General features: G+C 32.8%; 14 protein-coding genes. 10 read left to right on the top strand and 4 right to left on the bottom strand.

Annotated elements, in window-relative coordinates; all coding sequences use genetic code 11:
* From H526_RS0112790 to H526_RS0112780, 3 genes are all read right to left on the bottom strand, one after another.
* On the bottom strand, window positions 1–2744 hold a 2744-nt coding region (locus tag H526_RS0112790; RefSeq protein ID WP_035085477.1), incomplete at its 3' end, for a SusC/RagA family TonB-linked outer membrane protein.
* A gap of 239 nt (window positions 2745–2983) precedes the next feature.
* Entirely contained in the window at window positions 2984–7087 is a 4104-nt protein-coding gene (locus tag H526_RS0112785) for a hybrid sensor histidine kinase/response regulator (RefSeq protein ID WP_027393363.1), read from the bottom strand.
* 105 nt (window positions 7088–7192) lie between these two features.
* Window positions 7193–8866 carry a right-handed parallel beta-helix repeat-containing protein gene (locus tag H526_RS0112780; protein WP_051336142.1) on the bottom strand — a complete coding sequence of 558 codons (1674 nt, stop codon included), beginning with the start codon at window positions 8864–8866 and terminating at the stop codon, window positions 7193–7195.
* Window positions 8867–9316: 450 nt separating this feature from the next.
* Here H526_RS0112780 and H526_RS0112775 point away from each other — a divergent pair, with 450 nt between their 5' ends.
* From H526_RS0112775 to H526_RS0112730, 10 genes are read left to right on the top strand one after another with little or no spacing between them, the layout of a single operon-like run.
* A complete protein-coding gene (locus H526_RS0112775) occupies window positions 9317–10147 on the top strand; it encodes an SDR family oxidoreductase (protein ID WP_027393361.1) in 831 nt (276 codons plus the stop codon).
* Window positions 10148–10157: 10 nt separating this feature from the next.
* The gene (uxuA, locus tag H526_RS0112770) at window positions 10158–11342 is read left to right on the top strand and encodes a mannonate dehydratase (protein ID WP_027393360.1); all 1185 of its coding nucleotides are present in this window, start codon (window positions 10158–10160) and stop codon (window positions 11340–11342) included.
* Window positions 11343–11360: 18 nt separating this feature from the next.
* Window positions 11361–12200, top strand: coding sequence for a 5-dehydro-4-deoxy-D-glucuronate isomerase (kduI, locus tag H526_RS0112765; protein WP_027393359.1), 840 nt, complete (start codon window positions 11361–11363; stop codon window positions 12198–12200).
* An 8-nt stretch (window positions 12201–12208) separates the two neighbouring features.
* Window positions 12209–13003 carry a gluconate 5-dehydrogenase gene (locus H526_RS0112760; protein WP_027393358.1) on the top strand — a complete coding sequence of 265 codons (795 nt, stop codon included), beginning with the start codon at window positions 12209–12211 and terminating at the stop codon, window positions 13001–13003.
* Window positions 13003–14244, top strand: coding sequence for a DUF4861 domain-containing protein (locus tag H526_RS0112755; protein ID WP_027393357.1), 1242 nt, complete (start codon window positions 13003–13005; stop codon window positions 14242–14244). The genes H526_RS0112760 and H526_RS0112755 overlap by 1 nt, the downstream gene beginning before the upstream one ends.
* A complete protein-coding gene (locus tag H526_RS0112750) occupies window positions 14241–15236 on the top strand; it encodes a sugar kinase (protein WP_027393356.1) in 996 nt (331 codons plus the stop codon). Before H526_RS0112755 ends, H526_RS0112750 begins: the two co-directional genes overlap by 4 nt.
* Window positions 15237–15902, top strand: coding sequence for a beta/alpha barrel domain-containing protein (locus H526_RS0112745; protein ID WP_027393355.1), 666 nt, complete (start codon window positions 15237–15239; stop codon window positions 15900–15902).
* A 4-nt stretch (window positions 15903–15906) separates the two neighbouring features.
* Window positions 15907–16887: a TRAP transporter substrate-binding protein gene (locus H526_RS0112740; protein WP_027393354.1), complete on the top strand. Its 981-nt coding sequence runs from the start codon at window positions 15907–15909 to the stop codon at window positions 16885–16887.
* A complete protein-coding gene (locus H526_RS0112735) occupies window positions 16884–17351 on the top strand; it encodes a TRAP transporter small permease (protein WP_027393353.1) in 468 nt (155 codons plus the stop codon). Before H526_RS0112740 ends, H526_RS0112735 begins: the two co-directional genes overlap by 4 nt.
* Window positions 17348–18643, top strand: coding sequence for a TRAP transporter large permease (locus tag H526_RS0112730; protein ID WP_027393352.1), 1296 nt, complete (start codon window positions 17348–17350; stop codon window positions 18641–18643). Before H526_RS0112735 ends, H526_RS0112730 begins: the two co-directional genes overlap by 4 nt.
* A 62-nt stretch (window positions 18644–18705) precedes the next feature.
* Here H526_RS0112730 and H526_RS30895 read toward each other — a convergent pair whose 3' ends face one another.
* A complete protein-coding gene (locus H526_RS30895; protein ID WP_081415616.1) occupies window positions 18706–23301 on the bottom strand; it encodes a carbohydrate-binding protein in 4596 nt (1531 codons plus the stop codon).
* Window positions 23302–23951: the final 650 nt, after the last annotated feature.

Genomic DNA, 23951 nt, shown 5'->3' with positions numbered 1-23951 from the left:
AGTTTAGCAGAGGGTATATCTGTATTTGTGTTTGTTGGAGTCCAAGCATTTAATATATCTGTAGTGGCATTAGAATCTCCGTTAAATAACTGTACATTGGTAAGATTCATAACATCGCCACCATAAGCTCCTTGAAAAAAGATGCTTAGATCAATGTTTTTGTAAGTAAATGTGTTTGTGATACCAATGGTAAAATCTGGATTAGGATCTCCTATTATTTGTTGATCATCGGTGGTAATTACGCCATCTAAATTACCATCTTCATCTGGTAAATCTGTAAATAATTGATCTCCTGCTTCGCCTCCTTCAAAAATAGCGGTTCCTTCTGGTAAAGCTCCACCTTGGTAAACACCTCTATATTCATATCCCCAAAAAACACCTACAGCTTCTCCTTCTCTTAGGATATGCGTACGATCTATATTAAAATATCCAGGAGAAGCATCTTGGAATATATCTTCACCATTTAATAAACTAACAAACTCATTTTTGTTTGTAGACCAATTAAGATCTGTAGTCCAACTGAAGTTTTCGGTACTAACATTTCTGGTATTTAAAGTAATCTCAAATCCTTTGTTATTAATCTCTCCTACATTTCTTAAACTTGCAGCAGTTAGAAAACCTAAAAATTCTGGTTGACTAGAATCTGCAATGATAAGATCCTTGGTGTCTATATTATAGTAATCCAATGACAGTGAAACTCTATTAGAAAATAATCCTAAATCTAGACCAAGATTGGTTTGATAGGAAGATTCCCATTTTAGATCTGGGTTGGCTACTTGGTTTGGTGTTACATTAATAACAGTCTGTCCATTGATAGGAGTAAAGACAGATGCAAAACTAGCAAGTGATCCATATGCTGCAATTGCTTGATTACCGGTTACCCCATAACTGGCTCTTAACTTTAGATTAGAAACCGTTTGACTGTCCTTTAAGAAGTTTTCATTTGATACTTTCCAACCAATGGCTCCTGATGGGAAAATTGCATATTTTTCATTTTTAGCAAAATTCGATGATCCATCTCTTCTAACTGTAGCTGTTAGTAAGTACTTATCATCATAATCAAAGTTTAGCCTACCGAATTGAGATTGAATCTCTATTTCAGAAAAAGAAGAAGTAGGTATCAATTGAGTAGATCCTGTTTGTAATGCGTGGTAAGAAAAAGAATCTGAGGTAAACCCTTCAGCTCCTGCAGAGAATCTATCTGTAGAATTCTTTTGGTAAGAATATCCTGCTAATAAAGTAAGATTCCCTCTTCCTATTTCTGCATTATAGGTTAAGTAGTTTTCACTTAAGATACTTGTACTCTTAGAATTTGTGATGGTTGCTCTTCCGCCTGTACCAGCTCCAGCTGTAGTAATTAAAGTCGATGGACTAAATGTCCCTTGAGTACCATTAATGGTACTAAAACCAAATGTAGTTTTGAAAGTAAGGTTTTCAAAAATATCGTAATTCGCATATAAATTGGCTCTATAATTATCTGTTTTTGTCTCATCGATTCCCTCAGTAGCAATGGCAAATGGATTATCTACATTATCTCCAACAGAGTTAATTGTATTAAGGCCATTGGCATCCTGTACCCCAAGATCTGGTGCAAATCGAAATAATAATGAAACCACATCATCTCCACCACCATTTACTGTAGCACCGGTTGATTGTGTAGGAACTCCATCTTTATTTCCTCGACTACCAAATATATTAGCTCCCAACTTTAACTTATCAGTTACCTGTGCATCGATATTTGATAAAAAAGAAATTCTTTCGAATTCAGAATTTATAATCACACCTTCTTGCTTAAAATAAGTAGCAGAGGCATAAAAATTTATCTTATCACTTCCTCCAGAAAAAGAAAATTGATGATTGGCAGTACTACCACTACGATACAATAAATCTTGCCAATCTGTATTGGCAGATCCTTGAACATATCCAGGATTGATGGTTTGCTGATAAGCTGCAAATTGATCCGCATTTAATAAATCTAGACGATTGGCTGTATTTTGAATAGAATATGTAGTATTTACCTCTACAGATAATTTACCCTTTCTACCTTTTTTGGTGGTTACTAAAACAACCCCATTAGAACCTCTAGAACCATAAATAGCGGTAGCAGATGCATCTTTTAAAATCTCAATAGATTGAATGTCATTTGCCTGTGGAAAGATACCTCCTACAAATCCATCTACAACTATAAGTGGGGCACTACTAGCATTGATAGAAGTATTTCCTCTAATCTTTACATTGATAGGGGCACCCGGTTCTCCACCATTGTTAGATTGAACTACTACACCTGCTGCACGACCCTGAAGCGCCTGTGCTGCATTCAATACAGGAAAAGCATTTAACTCCTCCGTCTTTACAGAAGATACAGAACCCGTTACATCACTCTTACGTTGTGACCCATAACCGACAACAACGATTTGCTCCAAAGATTCTATTGATGCAGATAAAATAACATTGATACTTTTTTGACTACCAACTAATATTTCTTGATCAGCAAATCCGACATAAGAAAATACTAAAACAGCTTTTTCATCTGGCACCTTTATAGTATATAAACCATCAAAATCAGTAGTAGTACCAATAGGTTTATTTTTTACGCTAACGTTAGCACCTAGAATAGGAACTCCATCTTCTGATGTAACTGTTCCTGTAATCTCAATTTGTGCGGATAACGCAGACCCCATCATTAATAACAAAACTTGAATACATCTTTTCAATACTTTTAAATATGTAAATTTTTCATTCATGAGTGATTGATTTATGTTAGTGTACGCTTCTGTTTAATACAGATATATAATTAGAAGACAAAAAAATATGATACACAACGAAAAGAAGAGTTGTAAAAAGATATATCTGCTTTGTTTCCTATTCATACTCAAACCTACTTAAAACGATATATCTAAAAGTCCTAAAAAGGGTATATTTCTGTACTAAACATTGGAAATAAGCACTTAACAGACCCTATCATTGTTAAAACGATCTGTTTTTAAGAAAAGAATTTTGATGCGTATTCTGAGGGAGTCTGATCAAAATGCTTTTTAAAACATTTTGTGAAATATTTAGGGTTTCTAAAACCTACTTTATAGCAAACTTCTGAGATATTTATTTGACCTAACTCTAATAATTGAGAAGCTCTTTTCATTCGGATAGAATGAATAAATTCATTCGGTGTTAAATTGGTCCAGCCTTTAATTTTAGAAAATAACATGGTTCTACTTACACCTAACTCCGAGCTAAAGTATGGAATATCAAAAGAAGTATTGCTTATATTTTCTTCAACAATTTTCACCGCTTTTTTCAATAACTCTTCATCTATAGAAGTTACCGTAATGTCCGATGACCTAAACTCATTAGATGAAAATTTCTCTTTTTGTTTTTCTAAAGATGAAAGAAGGTTTCGTATGGTTAACAAAAATTCTTTTACATTAAAAGGCTTATTTATATAAGCATCTGCTCCAGACTCCAAACCATCAAACTTATAAATTAATGAGGTTCTAGAAGTCAATAAAATAAAAGGAATATGACTCGTTCTAATATCATTCTTTATTTTAGAGCACAGTTCAGTCCCTTCCATTTTAGGCATAATCACATCACTAATTATTAAATCTGGAACTTTTTGTATTGCCTTTTTAAATGCTACCTGCCCATTCTCAGCTTTGATTATCTGATAATAGTCTTTAAGCATATCTCCTATGAAATCTCTCAATTCATCATTGTCCTCTGCAATAAGAATCAATGGCTTTTGGTCTTCTTTAAAAACCATTTCCATATCTAGTTCTTTATTTTTCTTAGCTGTAGAAATTTGATTTTTATATTGAGTAATATCATCACTAATCTTAAAATCCTTTATAATATCTGTTTCGTTTAAATGAGCTTTCCCTTTTTTAAGACTTACTCTAAAAACAGTTCCTTTTTCTAATTTGGTATCCATAACTTCTATAATACCTTGATGTAATTCGACAGCTTTTTTTGCTATCGACAATCCAATCCCACTGGCTTGATTAAATTGTTTCTGATAATCTTTATCCGCAGCTACTTCATAAAAACGATCAAATACTTTGTCCACAAACTCTTTATCAACTCCTTTACCTGTATCCTCTATTTCAACAATCGCATTATTGTTATTCTCGAAAATTCTTACATGAATCTCTCCTCCTTCTGGAGTATACTTAAATGCATTAGAAATTAAGTTATAAAATACCCTCTCCAATTTATATCGATCAAAGTATACTTCTATCATATCCGAAGAAGTTTCAAATGTATAGGTATACGAACCTGCTTTAGCAAATTCATTAAATGACAAGTAAATTTCCTTTAGGTACTTTACCAAATTCCCTTCTGCAACCTGTAATTTAGAATGCTTATTTTCAAACTTTCTAAAATCTAATAATTGATTAATCAATTTCAATAATTGATCCGCATTACGTTCGATAACTAATAAACGTTTATACATCTTGTTACTACCTTGATAATTCTCTATCAATTGTTGTAAGGGTGCTATAATCAGTGCTAATGGCGTTCTGAATTCGTGAGAAATATTTGTAAAAAACTCTAACTTAGAACGATTCATTTCTTCTTTTCTAATATTTTCTAGATGTTCTAAGTCTAATTCATGTTTTAGTTTTGTTTTTGCTTTGTTAATTTGGTTTAATCCAAACAATGCTAAAATTATTGCTATGACATATCCTGCAAAAGCAAGGGGACTCTTCCAAGGAGCCGGTTTTAATGATATTTTTAGTTTTGTAGGCTCATCATTCCAAATATTATCATTATTCGCCCCTTTTACCTCAAAAGTGTAATTACCTGGTTTTTGTATTGTGTAATTTACTTCGGTATTTTTGGTATACTGCCATTGATTATCTAATCCAACTAACCGATACGCGTATTGATTATTAGAAGAATTAATAAAATTAGGCATTGCAAAACTAATCCCAAAAGAAGCTTGATCATGCAATAATGTAAGTTTATCCGTATAGGAAACACTCTTTTTTAGTACTTTTTTATCTCCATAAGTGTCAATCTTTTTTCCTTGAATATTAAAATCTGTCAAAACCACTTTGGGTACAAAAGTATTTTTCTTTATCTGATTAGGATTTAAAAATGAGACTCCAGATGGTCCTCCAAAATAGAGACCTCCATTTTTAGCTCTTAAACATGCATTATTATTAAATTCGTTACTGATTAAACCATCAGTTTGGTTATAAAGAATCGAAGTTTTTTTATCAGGATTATATGCTACAATACCTTTATTGGAACTCATCCAAATAACGTTATCATCATACTCTACAATACTAAAAACTGTACTAATCTTTGTCCCTACTACATTAAGTTCTAATTTATTAAATGTATTATCATCAAACTTATATACACCATTTGCTTTGGTCCCAACGTAGAGAATTCCTCTTTTATCCTCGTATATGCTTAAAATATCATCTCCGGATAATTGTTCTTCATTAAAAAAGAAACGTTTAACCGTAATTATTTCTTTATTATTTAACTTACTTCTTTCTATAAAATTAAGGCCATTTTGTGTGCCAATCCATAAGTTAGAATCTTTATCAACAAGTAAAACTCTAATTCTATCATTAGAAAGTGATTTTTTATTTATGTCATTATGATCTATAAATCTAAAATCTTTGTTTGTTAAACTATATTGAATAAGGCCTTTTCCAAAAGTCCCTAAATACATAAAATCTCCAGATTTTTTAATCGTATACACACCGACATCTTTAAGAAGCACTCTTAAATCCTTGCTCAACAAATTAGAAACAAATTTCTTAGCCTCTATATCATATAAAGCTACACCAGCATTATAAGTTCCAATCCAAAGTTTTTTGTCATCAATAAATAATGATTTAATACTAAGACTAGGGAGTTTATTTTCTGAAATCTTCTGTATATCAAGAGATTGATTTTTCTTCAAATCTAATATACTAATCCCTTTTCCTTCGGTTCCGAAATATAAATTATACTTATCATCTTGCACAATACTGCTTACTACGCCGTATTCAATATCATCAGTAGAGTTTTTTCTAAGCGATATAAAATTAGAATTGGATTCATCCCATATGTTAATTCCTCCATAATAAGTTCCTAGCCAAGCAGAACCTTTTCTATCTATAAAAATTGTTTTAATCGAGTTTCTGCTAAGACTTTTTAAATTGTTCTGTTGATGCCTAATAGAAATAATAGAGTCATCATTGTTTTTAATACAAAGTCCATCATAAGTTGCTATCCAAAGTACTCCCCGATTATCTATAGATAAACTTCTAACATCTTTATTAATTGTTTGGTTTTTATTAGTCTTCCTTACACGACCAAAGGAACTAGAAGTTAAATCGTAGTAGTTAAGACCTCCATATTTAGTTCCAATCCACAATCTATCTTTATCATCTTGTACAATAGCTTGAATATAAGAGTCACTTAAGCTATTTGATTTTTGATGACTATAAAATCTCTTAAATACAAAATCTTTATCATTCCTTGTTTTTAACTTATTTAAACCATTTGCTGTCCCTATCCAGATATCTTTTTTATTGTCTTCGTATATACTTAAAATATAATTATTCGAAAGACTTGAAGCATTCACTGGGTTATTTTTGATTGTAATAAATGAATCTGATTCCCTATTATATACCATAAGACCGTTAGAAGAACCAAACCAAAGTTCTCCATTATCCAACATATGAATAGACCAGATTGTATTGTCTGAGATACTTCCTTTTTTACTAGAATGGAAATATGATTTAAATATATTAAGTTTTGGATCGTATCTATTTAATCCATTGTATGTTCCGATCCAGATAAAACCTTCTTGATCCTCTTGTATAGATAAAATGTCATTATTACTAATTGAAGTGGAGTCATTAAGTATATTTCTATACACCGTAAAATTATCACCATCATATTTATTTAATCCATCTCTGGTTCCTATCCACATTCGACCTAATCGATCCTGATGAATAGCAATTACTGTACTTTGTGATAATCCATCTGAGGTAAAAAGATGTAAAAATTTATTATAAAAATTATCTTGAGCAATAGACAAAGTTGAAATAAAAAATAATAGTAATGCGTATATATGCTTCATCAATTCCCTTAAAATTTCCTCCTAATAACGTTTTAAACTTCAAAATATTAAATAAATGTTAATAATTTAACGTTTAAGACCAATTCATTTTTGCTTTCTAATTTTTTAATTCTTTAACCTTCTCTTAAGTTGATACTTATATAACGAAGGAATTAATTTTATGTCTTTATTTACAAAACCTACATAGGCATCTGGATTATAGTTAATTACTATCTTTTGATTTCCCCAGACACCTACTAACCTAGCATTAGGCCCATCGTTCATTCCATCTAAACGTATGAGTTCTTCATGCTCTGGAGTATTCAAAAAATTTACTTTAATATTCCAAAAAGTACTATATGATGCATGTGAAGGTTTCCAATAACCCGCTCCACCACCTGTAAAAAGAGGATATGAGTCATTTCCTAATGTATTTAAATGAACAGTTATTAAATCAAATAAATTTTGATGATTCACACCTGAGTGTTGATCCAAAATTGGATTTTTTAGAACTTCACAGTTATGATAAACGCTTTTAGTAGAAAAAGTATTAAAGCTTAAAGGATGCATTACATCATTATGAACAGATAAATTCTTAACTAAAACATTATGCACTCCTCCCATTTGTACTGTATAATGACCTTTCTTTTTCCCGGTAGTCTTAATATCTTTAATGGTTACATTAGCAATAGCTTCTGTTAATATACCACTGTCAGAATTTTCTATAACCACATTTTGAACCCAACTATTAAAAACTCTAGTCAAGTAAATTCCATTATATCCTTGTTCTACGTGATGAGCTATACGATTAGAAAAAGGAAATGTAATTTTGAAATTCTGAATCCCCACTTCTTTTAAATGATCCCATTTTATTATTCTCACCTCATATTCCGGAATAATGTCTGTTAATAATGGAGATTTAATTGTAACTTGATTTCGAACTATTTCTTCAATTTGTGCCTGTTGACGAATTAATGGCAGATTGGTATAGTTCCAATGATGAGATCCAATTTTTAAATTTTCAGTATCTCCATATAATTCTCTTAATATATTTGCCTCTTTGCCCTTTTTATTAAACCATTGTATCTCTACAACGTCCCCTTTATTTAATCCTAAATCATTATGAACTTTAAATGAGACTGAACCACGTTTTGCATTTTCAATAGTTCCCAAAACTTTAGGCTCTTTATCGTATTTTTTAAGATAGGATTTTACCCTAGCACCAGGAATTCTGGTCCAAAACATACCTCCTGACCAAGAATATTGAGAGAAAGGAAGGAAAATGTTCTTTTCTTCTTCTTTTTGAATTTTATCTAGTTTAACCAGATATTCTCTAAGTTCTTTTAAATCATTAGGATCTTTTAAGTACATCATTGGTCTTGGGCAGAAAATTTCAGTTCCATTATTTTCTACTCCCTGACCATTAAGTACAATGTTGCTCCTTTCGAAATATAATACTTCACTTAAAATTATCCTTCCTGCAGGTAATTGAATCAATACTGGTTCTTTTATCTGATGAGCTTTCTCAAAAACTCTCAATAACGCTTTGGAATCATCTTTTTCATCATTTGCAACAACCCCAAAATCAGTTGCGTTCAGTACAGTAGTAATATCATCTGAAATTTTTATCTCCTTCTCTCCAAATTGATACCCAGCATAACTATAATTAGGAATATAAGGACCTTTATTAGCAACTAACTCCGACAAAGAATATTCTTCCTGAGAAGAAGCTCCGATGACCTGTAATAGCAATAAAAATAAGAAAACAGTACTTGAATTGTTTTTGTCATTTATTCGCATTCTATATTTCTTTTTATAGTCCTAGAAAAACTTATTTTATCATTATTATATGTTATCAACAGTACTCATACATTTATAAGTTAAAACTTAAAATGTACCTCTCTATTCTAAGAATAAGTTTATCGATTATAATCTATTATGAAAAATAGGTTGTTTCAAAACTATTAAAACCTACTATCCTAATAGTTCGGATTAAGGGCGCTAATTGTTCGAATAATTCAAAAATTGTCTTCAAAATTTATCAAAAACTCAACATAATCCTTTGAAAACAAACAGCATATTCAATTTTTTAAGAAAATTTACATTTAAACCAGTAAAAAATTAATACACTGAAAATCAATTCATTGTACTTTTTTATACTTATTTCCGTATGATCCTTCTCTAAAATTTAAATCTTAATTGTAATAAAAGTTTCAAATTTGAAATAGATGAATTCTTTCTATTGTAAATATGGATAATAAGGTAGTAGTACTCACTGGTGGCGGTGGAGTTTTAGGGAAAACAATAGCATTAGCATTGGCTAAAAAAGGAGCACAACTTGCTATTTTGGATTTAAGAAAAGATGCAGCAGAAAAAGTTGCACAAGAGATTAAAAAACAAGGTGGTTCAGCGATTGGTATTGCTGCAGATGTACTTAGTAAAGAATCTTTATTAAAAGCACAATCCGAGATTAATTCAAAATTAGGTAGCTGCGATATTTTAATTAACGGAGCTGGTGGAAATCACCCAAAAGGGACAACTTCGAACACGCACCTTAGATTAAAAGATTTGGAAAATAATCAAAATGATTTTAAAAGTTTTTTTGATTTAGATACAGAAGGAATTCAATTCGTTTTTAATCTCAATTTTATAGGGACTTTATTACCAACCCAAGTTTTTGCAAAAGAAATGGTGGGTAAAGAAAATTGTTGCATTCTCAATATATCATCCATGAATGCATTTACTCCATTAACCAAAATTCCAGCGTATAGTGGAGCAAAAGCAGCGATATCAAATTTCACACAATGGCTTGCTGTACATTTTGCGAAAGTGGGTATTAGAGTAAATGCTCTAGCACCTGGTTTTTTCTTAACGGATCAAAATAGATCGTTATTAACAGATTCTGAAGGAAATCTAACCCAAAGAGGTAAAACTATCATAGAACAAACTCCAATGGGCAGATATGGGAACCCCGAGGATCTTATTGGAACTACAGAATGGTTATGCGGAGAAGGCTCCAAGTTTGTAACTGGTATTGTCGTTCCCATTGATGGAGGTTTTAGCGCTTTTAGCGGTGTTTAATATATAATATATGAAATTAGAAAAAACATGGCGATGGTATGGACCTAATGATCCAGTATCATTATCCGACATAAAACAAGCTGGAGCAACTGGTATTGTATCCGCTTTACATCATATCCCAAATGGAGAAGTTTGGATAATAGAAGAAATACTAAAAAGAAAGGAAATCATTGAAGCATCCGGATTAAAATGGTCTGTTGTGGAAAGCGTTCCAATTCACGAAAACATAAAAACCAGATCTGGAAACTATATTAAATACATAGAAAATTACAAAACTACAATACAAAACCTTGGTGCTTGCGAAATCAATATCATCTGCTATAACTTCATGCCTGTTCTCGATTGGACCAGAACAAATCTAGAATACAAAGTTTCGGATGGATCAACTGCATTACGTTTTGACGCAACTGAATTCGCAGTTTTTGATCTATTATTACTTAATAGACCAAATGCACTAAAAGAGTACACTGATACACAAATTAAAAATGCTAAGATATTAGAAAAACAAATGTCTGAAGAGCAAAAGAAACTCTTAGTAAATAACATAATCGCCGGTTTACCAGGTGCAGAAGAAGGATATTCGTTAAAAGACTTTAATGCCATTTTAAATACTTATAAAGATATTGGAGCTAAAGAATTAAAAGAACATCTCTTTTCATTTTTAAAAGATATTATACCTACAGCAGAACAATCCGGAGTACTTATGTGCATCCACCCAGACGATCCTCCATATCCAATCCTTGGTCTACCACGAGTAGTAAGCACAGAAAAAGATATTATGGATTTATATAACGCTGTAGACTCTACCAATAATGGGTTAACATTTTGTACCGGATCCTTTGGGCTTCGTCCTGATAATGATTTACCAAATATGATAGAACGTTTAGGAAGTCGAATACATTTTATTCATTTAAGAAGTACTAAAAGAGATGAAAAAGGAAACTTTTATGAAGCTAATCATCTAGAAGGTGATGTGGATATGTATGAAGTAATGAGATCTCTAATAAATGAACAAAAGAAAAGGAAGAAAGTTGGTCGATCCGATCTTAATATTCCAATGCGACCAGATCACGGTCATAAAATGTTAGATGACCAACATAAAAAAACAAATCCAGGGTATTCAGGAATCGGAAGATTAAGAGGTTTAGCAGAATTAAGAGGCTTGGAAATGGGAATTAGAAAATCAATACTATAACAACTAAAACATAAAATTATGGCTACTGCTTACGAATCCAGATATGCATCTCACCCTAAAGCTGTAAAAGCAATGGATACTACAGAATTAAGAGATGAATTTTTGATAGAAAACCTAATGCAGTTAGGACAAATAAATCTTACATATTCGCATTACGACAGGTATATCGCTGGATCGGTGGTGCCAAAGGATACTTTAAAACTAGAACCTATCGATCCCATAAAAGCGGACTATTTTTTAGAAAGAAGAGAGCTGGGAATTATTAATGTTGGAGGAAAAGGGGAAGTTATAGTAGATGGAACTTCTTATGAACTAGAATACAAAGAAGCTTTATATGTGGGAAAAGGAAATAAAGAAGTAGTATTTAAAAGTCAGAGTTCATCAAATCCTGCTAAATTCTATATCAATTCTGCACCAGCACATCATAGTTATCCTACGGTAAAAGTAACTAAAGAAAAGGCCAATAAAATAGAATTAGGCTCTTTAGAAACTTCTAATCATAGAACGGTGATACAGCTTATTGTTGGTGGTGTCGTAGAAACTTGTCAATTACAAATGGGAATGACAGAATTAAAAAAAGGTAGTGTATGGAATACAATGCCAGCACATTCTCATGATAGAAGAATGGAAGTATATTTCTATTTTGAAGTACCAAATGATCAATCTGTCTGTCATTTTATGGGGCAAACACACGAAACCAGACATATCTGGATGCAGAATGAGCAAGCTGTAATTTCACCTCCTTGGTCTATACATTCTGGTTCAGGAACCTCTAACTACACATTCATTTGGGGAATGGCCGGAGAGAATTTGGATTATGGGGATATGGATACATGTAAAATTACAGATCTTAAATAAGTCACATTATGTCACTATCACTATTTGATGTAAAAGATAAAAATGCTCTAATTACAGGATCAACACATGGTTTAGGTATGGCTATGGCCAAAGGATTAGGACTTGCAGGAGCTAAAATTATCGTAAATGGAAATTCCTCTCAAGAAAAAATCAACAATGCAGTAGATTCATATAAAGAATTAGGAATAGATGCTCGAGGTTATAAATTCGATGTAACTAATGAAGAAGAAGTAAAAAATGCTATTAAACAAATTGAAGAAGAAGTAGGTCCTATCCATATTCTAATTAATAATGCGGGTATTATAAAACGTACGCCTCTAGAAAAAATGGAAGTTTCTGATTTTAAAGAAGTAATTGACGTAGACCTTGTTAGCCCATTTATAGTTTCTAAGCACGTAGTTCAGGGAATGATCGAAAGAAAATCAGGGAAAATAATTAATATCTGCTCTATGATGAGCGAATTAGGGCGTAATACTGTTGGTGCATACGCTGCTGCGAAGGGAGGATTAAAAATGCTTACTCAGAATATGGCTACAGAATGGGCAAAATACAATATACAAGTGAATGGAATTGGTCCAGGATATTTTGCTACGGAACAAACAGCACCAATCCGTATAGACGGACATCCGTTTAATGATTTTATCATTAATCGTACTCCAGCTGCTAAATGGGGCGACCCTAGCGACTTGGCAGGTACAGCTATATTTTTAGCTTCTAAGGCAAGTGATTTTGTAAATGGGCATATTCTCTATGTAGATGGTGGTATTCTAGCAACTATTGGTAAACCTACAAACGAAAAGTAATGAAACATCTATGCATCATTATTTCCTTAACGCTTACAGTAATAAGTTGCAAAAAGGAATCCGTATCTGATCAAGGTAAAAAATATATCAGCTTTACAAATAATTCTTCTATAGATAGAATGGATGAGAGTATTATTATTCCCAAAGACATAATAATAAACAAGTTAGACAGTATCTCCGATAATAGAGTTCCTATAATTAAAGATTCGTCTGGAAGAATCATTCCTTTTCAATTAGATAACCTAGAAAAAAAGGAGGAGTGGGATGAATTAAGCTTAACCCTTGACTTTAAAGCAAATCAAACTCAAAAACTAGAATTAACAACAATAGCTACAGAAAGTATTCCTTCGTTTACTCCAAGAACAAATATTAGGTTCGGAATTGGAACTAATAAAAATACTGTAAAAGAAGTTTTAGAGCAAAAGCGAACAGGTGACCCACGAACCAATGATAGTATTTTTTATCAAATGGAAGGACCAGCTTGGGAGAATGATAAAGTAGGCTTTAGATTCTATTTTGATCCACGAAATGGTATTGATATTTTTGGAAAAAACACCTCCGAACTTGTATTAGATCGCGTAGGTTTAGGAGAAGGAAATTATCATGAATTAGATGACTGGGGGATGGATGTCCTAAAAGTTGGAAACTCTCTTGGAGCTGGAGCATTGGCTATAAAATATAATGACTCACTGATCAGGCTTACTGGTAAGGACCAAGCAGAATTTAAAACTGTTATGGAAGGGCCTATAAGATCAGTTTTTGACATGATTTACAGGAATTCAAAAATTGGAGATCAAAATATAGATGTTGTCCATAGAATTACCATTTGGAAAGGACAATGGGGGTACCAGAGTCAAGTGTTTTTTAGAGGTGCAACCAATCAAATGGATTTGGTTACCGGTATTGTAAATTTAAAACCTAACGATAAATACTCTAAATCCTCAAAAAAGCATTTCATTCTAGAGACTTTCGGAGCACAATCAGAGAATAATGACTTTCTTGGTATGGCGATCATAGTCCCTGAAAAAGATTTTATCAACGAAGGACAAACTCCTAAGGAAAATACAGATATTACTACAACCTACTACACTGTAATGAATGCCTCAGATAAAAAACCTACCACTTTTTACTTCCTTGCGGGATGGGAACAATCCAATGCCCAATTCAATACCTATGAAGGTTTTGATAAAATAGTTTCGGAAATGAGTGAAAAATTATCAAATCCAATATTAATAAAATGAAAAAAAGAGTTGTCACTTTAGGTGAGGTTCTAATGCGTCTTACTACTGCTACGCATGAGCGATTCGAGCAATCGAATACATATAGGGCGCATTTTGGCGGAACAGAAGCTAATGTTGCAATCTCTCTTGCACAATGGAATGTCAGCGCTACTCATATCACTTCATTTCCAAATCATTCGATAGGAAAAACTGCTTGCAACTACTTAAAAAAGTCAGGAGTTGACACTAATAACATAAAATTCAATGATGGAAGAATGGGACTTTATTTTTTAGAAAATGGTGTTATGCAACGATCTTCTAAAATCATATATGACCGTTTTGATTCTTCCTTTTCAAAATTAAACCCTACTATTTTTAACTGGGATGAAATTTTAAAGGATGTAGATTGGTTTCATTGGACAGGAATTACACCGGCGATCTCTGAATCCGCAGCTCAACTATGTCTCGATGCTTTGACTTCGGCGCAAAAATTAGGAATAACAGTAAGTGGAGATATTAATTATAGAAGAAACCTATGGCAATATGGGAAATCACCTTTAGAAATAATGCCTGAGCTTATTAGCAAAACTAATGTTATCGTAGGTGGGCTTACTGATTTTGAAAATTGCCTAGACATTTCAGCAAACAACTTTGAAGAAGGATGTAAAAAAGTACAGCAGAAATACACTACTGTGCATACACTATCTAATACCCAACGAGAAATCATTTCTGCATCTCAAAATAAGTTATCGGCAATACTTTGGAGAAATAATAAATACAATGTCTCTAAAACTTATACTATGGAAAACATTGTAGATCGCATTGGCGGTGGTGATGCTTTTATGGCAGGATTAATTTATGGATTGATGCACAAAGAAGAGGATGATGCTCTTGAATTTTCCGTGGCTTCTGCAGTATTGAAACATGGAATTCTTGGAGATGCAAATTTAGTTTCTGTAGAAGAAATAGAACAACTAGTACAAGGGGATAACATTGGAAGACTATTAAGATAAATGAAAAACTCTGCAGAACACATCATCACAATAATGGAAAAAACCGGATTAATTCCTGTTTTTAATCATCAAGATATTGAAGTTACTAAAAAAGTATTAGATGCTTCATATGAAGCAGGTGTCAGAGTTTTTGAATTCACAAATAGAAATGAAAAAGCACTCTCCGTTTTTACTGAATTACGAAAATATGCATTAAAGTACAATGATCTAATTTTAGGTATAGGAACCATTTTTACTAAAACTGAGGTTGAACAATTTCTTAACGCTCAAGCAGATTTTATAGTTTCTCCGGCATTAATCCCTGAAATCGCTAATTATTGCAATAAAAAAGAAGTGTTATGGGTCCCAGGATGTGCTACCGTTACAGAAGTTTATAGTGCTCAACAACTAGGAGCAAAATTAATTAAAGCCTTCCCTGGTAATGTTTTAGGTGTAGATTTCATCAAAGCTATTAAAACTGTTTTACCTAAAACTAAAATAATGCCTACCGGAGGTGTACAACCTTCTCTGGAAAATTTAAGATTATGGTTTGATTCTGGAGTAAGTTGTGTTGGAATGGGATCTCTACTTTTTAGTAAAAACAATATTAAGAACAACGATTTCTTAAAACTTTCTTCGGATATAAAAGAAGTATTGGTGAGCATTAAAGAAATTAAAAACAACTAATATCATGAGAATCAAGATACTATTTCCACTTTTTATAGGACTATTAATAATAGGATCTTGTTCTACGAAAAAAGAAGTCAAAATACTAAGACTAGCGCACACATTAGACACCAAACATCCTGTGCATAAAGCAATGATTATTTTAGGTGAAAAACTTAAAAAAAAATCAAACGGAACTTTACAAGTTAAATTATACCCAAGTGGTCAATTGGGTGCAGAACGTGAATGTCTTGAATTACTACAAATTGGAAGTCTAGACATTACCAAAGTTTCTGCAGCTGTCTTAGAAAACTTTATCACAGAATACAAGGTTTTTAGTATTCCATATCTATTTAGAGATAGACAACACGCTTTTCAGGTTTTTGATGGAGCTATTGGAGATGAAATGCTTACTAAAGGAGATAAATATCGACTAAGAGGGTTAACTTTTTATGATGCAGGAAGTCGTAGTTTCTATACAAAAGAGAAGCCTATAACGACTCCAGAAGATCTTAAGGGTTTGAAAATAAGAGTTCAAAAAAGTAATATGGCTGTTGCAATGGTCAATTCTTTAGGAGGATCTCCCACTCCCATTTCATGGGGAGAATTATACACAGCTCTACAACAAGGTGTTGTCGACGGCGCAGAAAACAACCTGCCCAGTTTTTATACCTCTAAACATTATGAAATATGTAAATACTTTAGTCTTGATCAACATACTGCCGTTCCTGATGTTTTATTAATTGGTTTAGATACTTGGGAACGATTATCGGAGCAGGAACAAATCTGGTTAAAAGAAGCTGCGAGAGAATCTACAATAGAACAACGTAAGTTATGGGCTGCATCAGAAAAGGAATCCTTGGATATTATTACCACATCTGGAGTCGAAATTATAACTCCTGACAAAACTTTGTTCGAACAGGAGACAGAAAGTATTCAAAAAATGTTTCAAGATAATCCTGATATGCTATCCTTAATTAAGAATATCAAAAACACAAAGCAATGAGAAAAACAATAGATACATTTTTAGAAAAAGCGCTAATTCTAATATTCTCATTGATGTTATTTAGTGTTATATGGCAGGTGTTTTCAAGGTTTTTATTAAAATCCCCCAGTACTATTACTGACGAGATTTCGAGCTTCTCCTTAATATGGCTAGGCCTATTGGGAGCGGCATACGCCACAGGAAAACGCTTACATCTTGCCATAGATCTGATACCTTCTCATATTGTAGCTAAAAGACAAAAATTATATGAAAGTATTGTGCAAGGATCTGTTTTAATTTTTGGATTTCTTGTTATGGTTATCGGAGGAGTAAGACTTTGTTGGTTAACATTTGTGTTTCAGCAAAAATCAGCTACACTAGAAATTCCTTTAGGATTTATTTATTTGGTAATTCCTATAAGTGGCTTATTGATCTGTTATTATTCTTTAGTCATACTATTACGTAAAAAAGATCTTGTATTATGAATTATACTGAAGTTTTGATCCTAACATTAAGTTTTCTTGTATTACTCTCAATTCGAGTTCCCGTAGCGTATGCCATTGGTCTATCCGGACTATTTACCCTTATTGTAGCCATGCCATTTATGCCATCAGTTACTACGTTAGCGCAAAGGATGGCAACATCTTTGGACAGTTTTACCCTTTCTGCAATTCCTTTTTTCATACTAGCAGGTCAAATTATGAATCGAGGCGGTATTGCAGTACGACTCATAAATTTCGCAAAAGCTATTGTAGGACCTTTACCAGGAGGATTGGCTTTTGTAAATATATTTGCTTGTATGCTTTTTGGTGCAATATCCGGTTCCGCCGTTGCAGCTGCTTCTGCTATTGGTGGGTTTATGAATCCAATGATGGAAAAAGAAGGGTATGATAAATCTTTTAGTGCTGCTGTAAATATAACTAGTTCTACGACAGGTTTATTAATCCCACCAAGTAATGTTTTAATTATATATTCTCTAGCTAGTGGTGGTGTTTCTATTGCTGCTCTATTTGTAGCTGGGTATGTCCCAGGTTTATTGATTGGATTTGCTTTAATGTTAGTCGCTGGTATTTATTCGGTAATCAAAAAATATCCTACAGAAAAACTAGTTAGTCTTAAGGTTTTTCTTAAACGATTTTTAGATGCATTACCAAGTCTTCTTTTACTTGTAGTTGTTATTGGAGGAATCGTTGCCGGAATTTTCACAGCTACTGAGGCTTCTGCAATAGCAGTTATTTACACTTTTATATTAGCTCTTCTGTATAAAGAAATTTCACTTAAAAGCATTGCTCCAATATTATTAGAAACTATAAAAACCTCATCAATCGTGTTATTACTAATTGCAACCTCTATTGCAATGTCTTGGGTAATGTCTTATGAAAACATTCCTCAAGAAATTAGTAATGCATTACTTTCAATTAGTGATAATCCAATTATTATTTTAATACTTATCAATCTAATTTTATTATTTGTGGGAGTCTTTATGGATATGACTCCAGCAGTATTAATTTTCACTCCAATTTTTTTACCTATTGTAACAGATTTAGGAATGAATCCTATCCACTTTGGTGTTGTTATGATTCTAAACCTTTGTATCGGACTATGCACGCCTCCTGTGGGTTCTGTACTTTTTGTAGGATGTAGTGTAGCAGAATTAAGTATTCAGAAAGTAATTCGCCCTTTGATGCCTTTGTTTTTAATTATGATACTTGTATTGGTTTTAATCACCTATATTCCTGAGTTAAGTTTATGGCTTCCTAGGTTATTTGATTTATAAAAGCTTATACAATATATAAACAACCTCAAGGAAAAATACCTTGAGATTGTTTATCATTCTCTTTAATTTGTTTTTACAATTTTATATATCATTAAATCTGATCGACGATTCTCTATATCTATAATTCGCACCATATAGACTCCTTTGGACAGCTGGCTAAAATCAATCTCATTTTCTGATTCATCCAAAGATTGACTAATCTTTTCTGCACCTAACAAATCATATACCTTAATGACTTTGGAAAAATCCGCACCAGAAACACGTAAGATATTCTTTACTGGATTTGGATAAAGAATAGGGTCGTTATCATCAACGTTGTCAGGATTTTTATTCTCTAAATAAGTAATTACCAATTTTGGAGCTCCTGTAGTTCCATTTTCCTTGGATCCAAAAGCAAAATCATTGCCTCCATTCATTTCTAAAATAAGACTGAGTTTCTCATTAGTCAAAACTTTAGAAAGATCTACCGGAATTTGTATAATAGAACCTATTGCATATGCACCTGTTCTAGAACCTATAATCTGTGCTTTTGTGGCAGGTTTATTTTGAAGAGAGAGATTGGTCTCTGTCCATCCGTTATGTGCTGCCTCTTGGACTAGTACTTCTCCATTTCCTGCATCACCAAATACTTCAAATTCTAATATCGCATCAGTAATCTCTCCATTAATTCCAGCTAGATCAAACATTAAATATCCGGTACGTCTTCCACCTTCTAATCTCACCATAGTATTATTAAATCTTGTACTATTATCTAAGTAAGCATCGTGAATTGGAGAAAGGCTTGTAGTTGTTTCCACAAGCGAAGGTTTTGTAACTTCAACTTTATCAAAATTAAACAAATAACCAGCTCCACCAGTGTATACCAATCGTAATGTTTGGTTTCCACCGGAAAGTGAAATAGAACTAGTATGTGATTTATATGAATGCCAATTACCATTTCCTGGGATCTGTATAGATTCTTTTAAAGAGTTATTCACATAAATCTCAATGGTACCACCATTAGTGTTACTTGAAGTAAACACTGTAAAATCATAGCTTCCAGAATCCTCAACATCAATCTGATACTCAGTATAATTATTATTTAGTATGAAACCAAGGTTTTGTCCTCCACCAGGTGTGTTCTCTGCACGAACACTGCCGGATATATTTACAAATGCTTCCGCTTCAAAACTCCCCGGTATTGGAATTGCAGTTCCATTTACATCATTTACAATAATCGTTTTGATTTTGGTGACAGTTTCACCACTGGCAGAAGTTGCTATAGCCTTTAACTCATAAGTTCCTGCCGCAAGATTTAATAAAGTATTATCATTTTGGTTGGTATTTGCTGTCCCCCATTCATAAGGAGCTCCTCCTTCTTGTCGTACCAAAACATCATTTAGATAAAGTCTAATATTTGAAACACTTCCATTGGTAACAGAGACTACTACACCTAAATCATCACCTTCTTCTAACTCGTTATTTGTAGGGTTTGTAAATACAATTTCTGGTGAATTATCACAAGGGTCATCCGATGCATTTGGTCCATGAATATAATCAACCCAATAATGACTAGATCCAGAAGGATTTCCAGGAAAATCTAATCGAAGTTTGGTAATGGTTTGCCCCATCCAGCTGTTGAGATTACTCATATCAAACACAAGTTCTTCAAAGACATTTGTGGCTTGTGGGGTCACTGTTACTGATCGAGCAGCTGAAAAATTATTCTCATTAATTGTAGTCCAAAATAGTTGATATGACCCAGTTGCCTCAGACTTAGTTCTAATTCTTAATTGGGAAACCTGATTGCCATTAAATTTAAATCCACTTCTTACAATATAGGGATCATTAGAATTATCAGCTCTTACCAGCCAATGTTGATCACTACTGGTATTAGCAGCGGCAATATTGAAACGTTCAAAATTTTCATTAGTATTACTAAATCCGAAATTTAAATCAGAGGCATTGTTCGGATTGCCACAGGTATCTATTTCAGTAATATCAGGTCTTCCATCCCCATCACTATCTAGAGCAGTAACTCCATCAAGGTCATTTGTTGTACAAGGAAGATTAGTGGGTTGGAAACCTCCATTATTATCCCAATTTAGGGTAACATTTACTCTATCATCTCCTCCGACAGCTCTAAATTTGATATACACATCTCCGTTTCCAGCTATAAAATATCCATTATTTGTAGCATTCTCTACTGCTGCTCTAGAATTTAGTAGCGGAGCACCGTTTACTCTAAAATTGCCTAGTTTTCCCAAACCCTTCAGGCAAGCCAATCCTAAATCTCCAGCATCTCCCCGATTCCAGATAAGTAATATACTTTTATTTGCTGGGGCTTTATCAAAATAATAGGTATACATGAAATCTTCATTAACAATCATTGGAAATTTATAGGTTCCAGATGAAGGTGATCCAGATTCATAAAAACAAACATCTTCAGTACCTGGCTTAGATCGAACTACAGACATGCGAACTCCACTTGCATTGATTCTTGCCATCCATAATCCTGCAAAATAATAATCCGATCGTGCTGCATTTCTCCAAGAAGAATGTCTATATTCATGTCCATCTCTAAGAAATGGAATATCTCTAATCAATGTACCCTTTTTTCCTAACATCGTTCCATCATAATCTTTGAAAAATTGTCCTATTTTTCGAGTACGAGTATCAGTCGTATTTGGCAATTGAAAAAATCTAAATGGGAAAGGTTCAGAAAATCCTTTCGTAGTTCCTCTAAAAGTAGGGTTAAAATTCTCAGTTGCTCCACCACCTGTAATTTGCTTAATCATTTCGGCATTAGACCGGTTCCATCCTTCAAAATGACAATCAAAATGTCTACCAGGACCATCATAAAATCTAAAGAATTCTCGTACACCCTCAAAAACACCTAAATCTGTATCAACATTAAAAAGACTATTCTCTATCGTAAGATCACCCGCAAGCATAGAAACGGTTTTATTATCACTAAAAGCACAATCATAAAAAACTGTATTTTTATTTATACCTCCTACACCTAACCCGCTATATAAAGCTTGATCATTTCCATAAAACAAACCATCTTTAATAAGTTGTCTAGAATTAACTTTCCATCCAAAGTTCTTTTTTATTGAATGATCAGGGTTCAACTGATCAAAAACATCCCAACCAGTCATACAAGTATGTGCAACAAAACCATCGAATCGTCCTAAAGGTTCTGTTGTTGGATTCATCCCTTGGAAATAAGCTAAATTACCAGAATCAAACATAGGTTTTTCCGGAAAAGCAAACCAAAACCCTGTTCCTTCTGTACCCGCGGCCACATTATTTTCGAAATAATTATTAGGATTCGTAATCCAATAAGATGCTGGTGTTCTATTTTGTGCTTCATTAGCTTCATTATCAGAAGGAGTCAATTCTTCACCTGGTTTTGGTCTTCTAGTAACAAATACCACATTATTTTTAATCGTATTAAATCGTTCTCCTCCATCTTCTAAAAAAATACCGTGACCAATTTGATCGTATGCAAATACACCATCAACAGTAACGTAATCTGTACCGTGTATAGTAACAGCTCTATTAAATGATTTGTGTACACTACTATTTCTTAGATAGCTACCATTTGACTGATCTTCATTTAAGTGCCAGTGATAAGGGTATCTACCTAACACACCTTTTTGCCCCATTTTATATAACTCTATATTTTCTGAATGAGAAGTAGAACCTTTCATGAGCATAATATGACCTCCAAAGCCAGTTTGCTCATTATTTCCATCCATTTTACCCTGAATTTTAATATAGTGTGATAACAAACCAACTTCTCCTTGGATATTTACATCCCAAGTTTTTCCATCTCTGTCTCTAGTATATGTCTTAGATCCTCCAATATGTTTAAATTTAAGAGGCGGTGATAGTGTAAGTGTTCTTTTATTACCGCTAATAGCAGTTATTGTAGCTTCATCCACATTGTTCCAAGCTTTTGATTGCGAACTGGCCAATCCTGTGGCAGTAAGTGCGATCTTATCCCCTACTTCCCAATCTACCTGATCTTTTAGGGTAATTTGCGTTGCTCCTACATTTGCAGTACTTGCTAGATTGGTCCAACTTATTCTTTTCTTTCCATGCAATTCTAAGCGGCCTCCGCCCATTACCATAATTGCTTTATATGATGCTGCCGCATTAGCAATCTTGTTACCCGTAAGTGTTATTTGACATCTAATGCCTCCAGGGCCTTTATCTGCATAGTAAGGCTGATTTTCAGTTCCTACTTCCATATATCCTCCGTTAGCAACCATAATACTTTGTGCTTCTAAATCTATCCAAGCACCTGGAGATTGATAGTTTACTGCACCAAGTTTTCCTTGTACAGTGATGTTTTTGGCTCTACAAGTTCCTACCATAGTTAAAGTTATTCCAGGAGGGACAACTATATCATCATTTGCTGTTGGTAGATTACCATTGGGCCAAGTTGATGCCTGTGTCCATAATCCAGATTGAACAGGTCTAATAGTAACCAAACTAATAGTAGGTGGAGCACAATCAAAAGATGAGGTAATTTTTGTAGGTGTATCGTTAGAAGTAGCAAAAATTTTACTTACACAAAATATAAGGAACATCAATAAAATTAATGTAGCGAAGCTGCTGTGTTTTAATAGGTATCGCCATTTATGGAGGTAACTTTTAGTTGTATTCATAATTTATTAGGTTTTAGTTGTGAGTTTGTGTTATGTTATTGAGCACCTATAGAGACAATAATTGATCTATAAACACTAAGCTTATTATGGTGTCTTATATCTTTTCTAAGTCTTTATTTTAATTTATTCTAAAATTGTATTTGCTATCATTAATTTTATTAATAAGGTCAAATCCATTTAATGAAATAAATCACTATACTAGAATACATATTAGTAACCGAATTAAAATATTAAAGATCTAAGGGAAGAAATATTTTAAGAGTCAAATGCTAGTTATCACTTGATATTTAGAACAGTTGTTTTTGGAATGATTATTATCATAAATAAATTTTTAAAATTATAAATTAAAATTCCCAATAATATTTGTTCAATGCTTCTTAACTATGATATAAAAAATTTAACAAGAGCGTCTGGATTTTCTTATTAAATATTATCATACAATAGTATTGAATTTCGAAGAAAAATTCAAGTTTTAAACATGAGTGAAAATTCACTTAAACAACTGACAAACATTTATTTACATTAAATTTTTATAGATACTTTATAGATATTATTAAGGTTTTTATTATAGATTATTCTTTCCTACTACACTCGTGTCGAAAAATATCAAGTTTTAATTCTAAATATGATCTTTAAAAAGATAATACAAA

The sequence above is a fragment of the Aquimarina latercula DSM 2041 genome (assembly GCF_000430645.1).
GTDB lineage: Bacteria > Bacteroidota > Bacteroidia > Flavobacteriales > Flavobacteriaceae > Aquimarina > Aquimarina latercula.
This window is presented reverse-complemented; position numbering and strand designations above follow the sequence as displayed.

Bases quoted from the DNA above. Each gene is read 5' to 3' on its own strand.
- H526_RS0112740 (WP_027393354.1), top strand. From the start codon at position 15,907: ATGAGAATCAAGATACTATTTCCACTTTTTATAGGACTATTAATAATA.
- H526_RS0112775 (WP_027393361.1), top strand. From the start codon at position 9,317: ATGGATAATAAGGTAGTAGTACTCACTGGTGGCGGTGGAGTTTTAGGG.
- H526_RS0112735 (WP_027393353.1), top strand. From the start codon at position 16,884: ATGAGAAAAACAATAGATACATTTTTAGAAAAAGCGCTAATTCTAATA.
- H526_RS0112745 (WP_027393355.1), top strand. From the start codon at position 15,237: ATGAAAAACTCTGCAGAACACATCATCACAATAATGGAAAAAACCGGA.
- H526_RS0112755 (WP_027393357.1), top strand. From the start codon at position 13,003: ATGAAACATCTATGCATCATTATTTCCTTAACGCTTACAGTAATAAGT.
- H526_RS0112750 (WP_027393356.1), top strand. From the start codon at position 14,241: ATGAAAAAAAGAGTTGTCACTTTAGGTGAGGTTCTAATGCGTCTTACT.
- H526_RS0112780 (WP_051336142.1), bottom strand. From the start codon at position 8,866: ATGCGAATAAATGACAAAAACAATTCAAGTACTGTTTTCTTATTTTTA.
- kduI (WP_027393359.1), top strand. From the start codon at position 11,361: ATGGCTACTGCTTACGAATCCAGATATGCATCTCACCCTAAAGCTGTA.
- H526_RS0112760 (WP_027393358.1), top strand. From the start codon at position 12,209: ATGTCACTATCACTATTTGATGTAAAAGATAAAAATGCTCTAATTACA.
- H526_RS30895 (WP_081415616.1), bottom strand. From the start codon at position 23,301: ATGAATACAACTAAAAGTTACCTCCATAAATGGCGATACCTATTAAAA.
- H526_RS0112785 (WP_027393363.1), bottom strand. From the start codon at position 7,087: ATGAAGCATATATACGCATTACTATTATTTTTTATTTCAACTTTGTCT.
- H526_RS0112730 (WP_027393352.1), top strand. From the start codon at position 17,348: ATGAATTATACTGAAGTTTTGATCCTAACATTAAGTTTTCTTGTATTA.
- uxuA (WP_027393360.1), top strand. From the start codon at position 10,158: ATGAAATTAGAAAAAACATGGCGATGGTATGGACCTAATGATCCAGTA.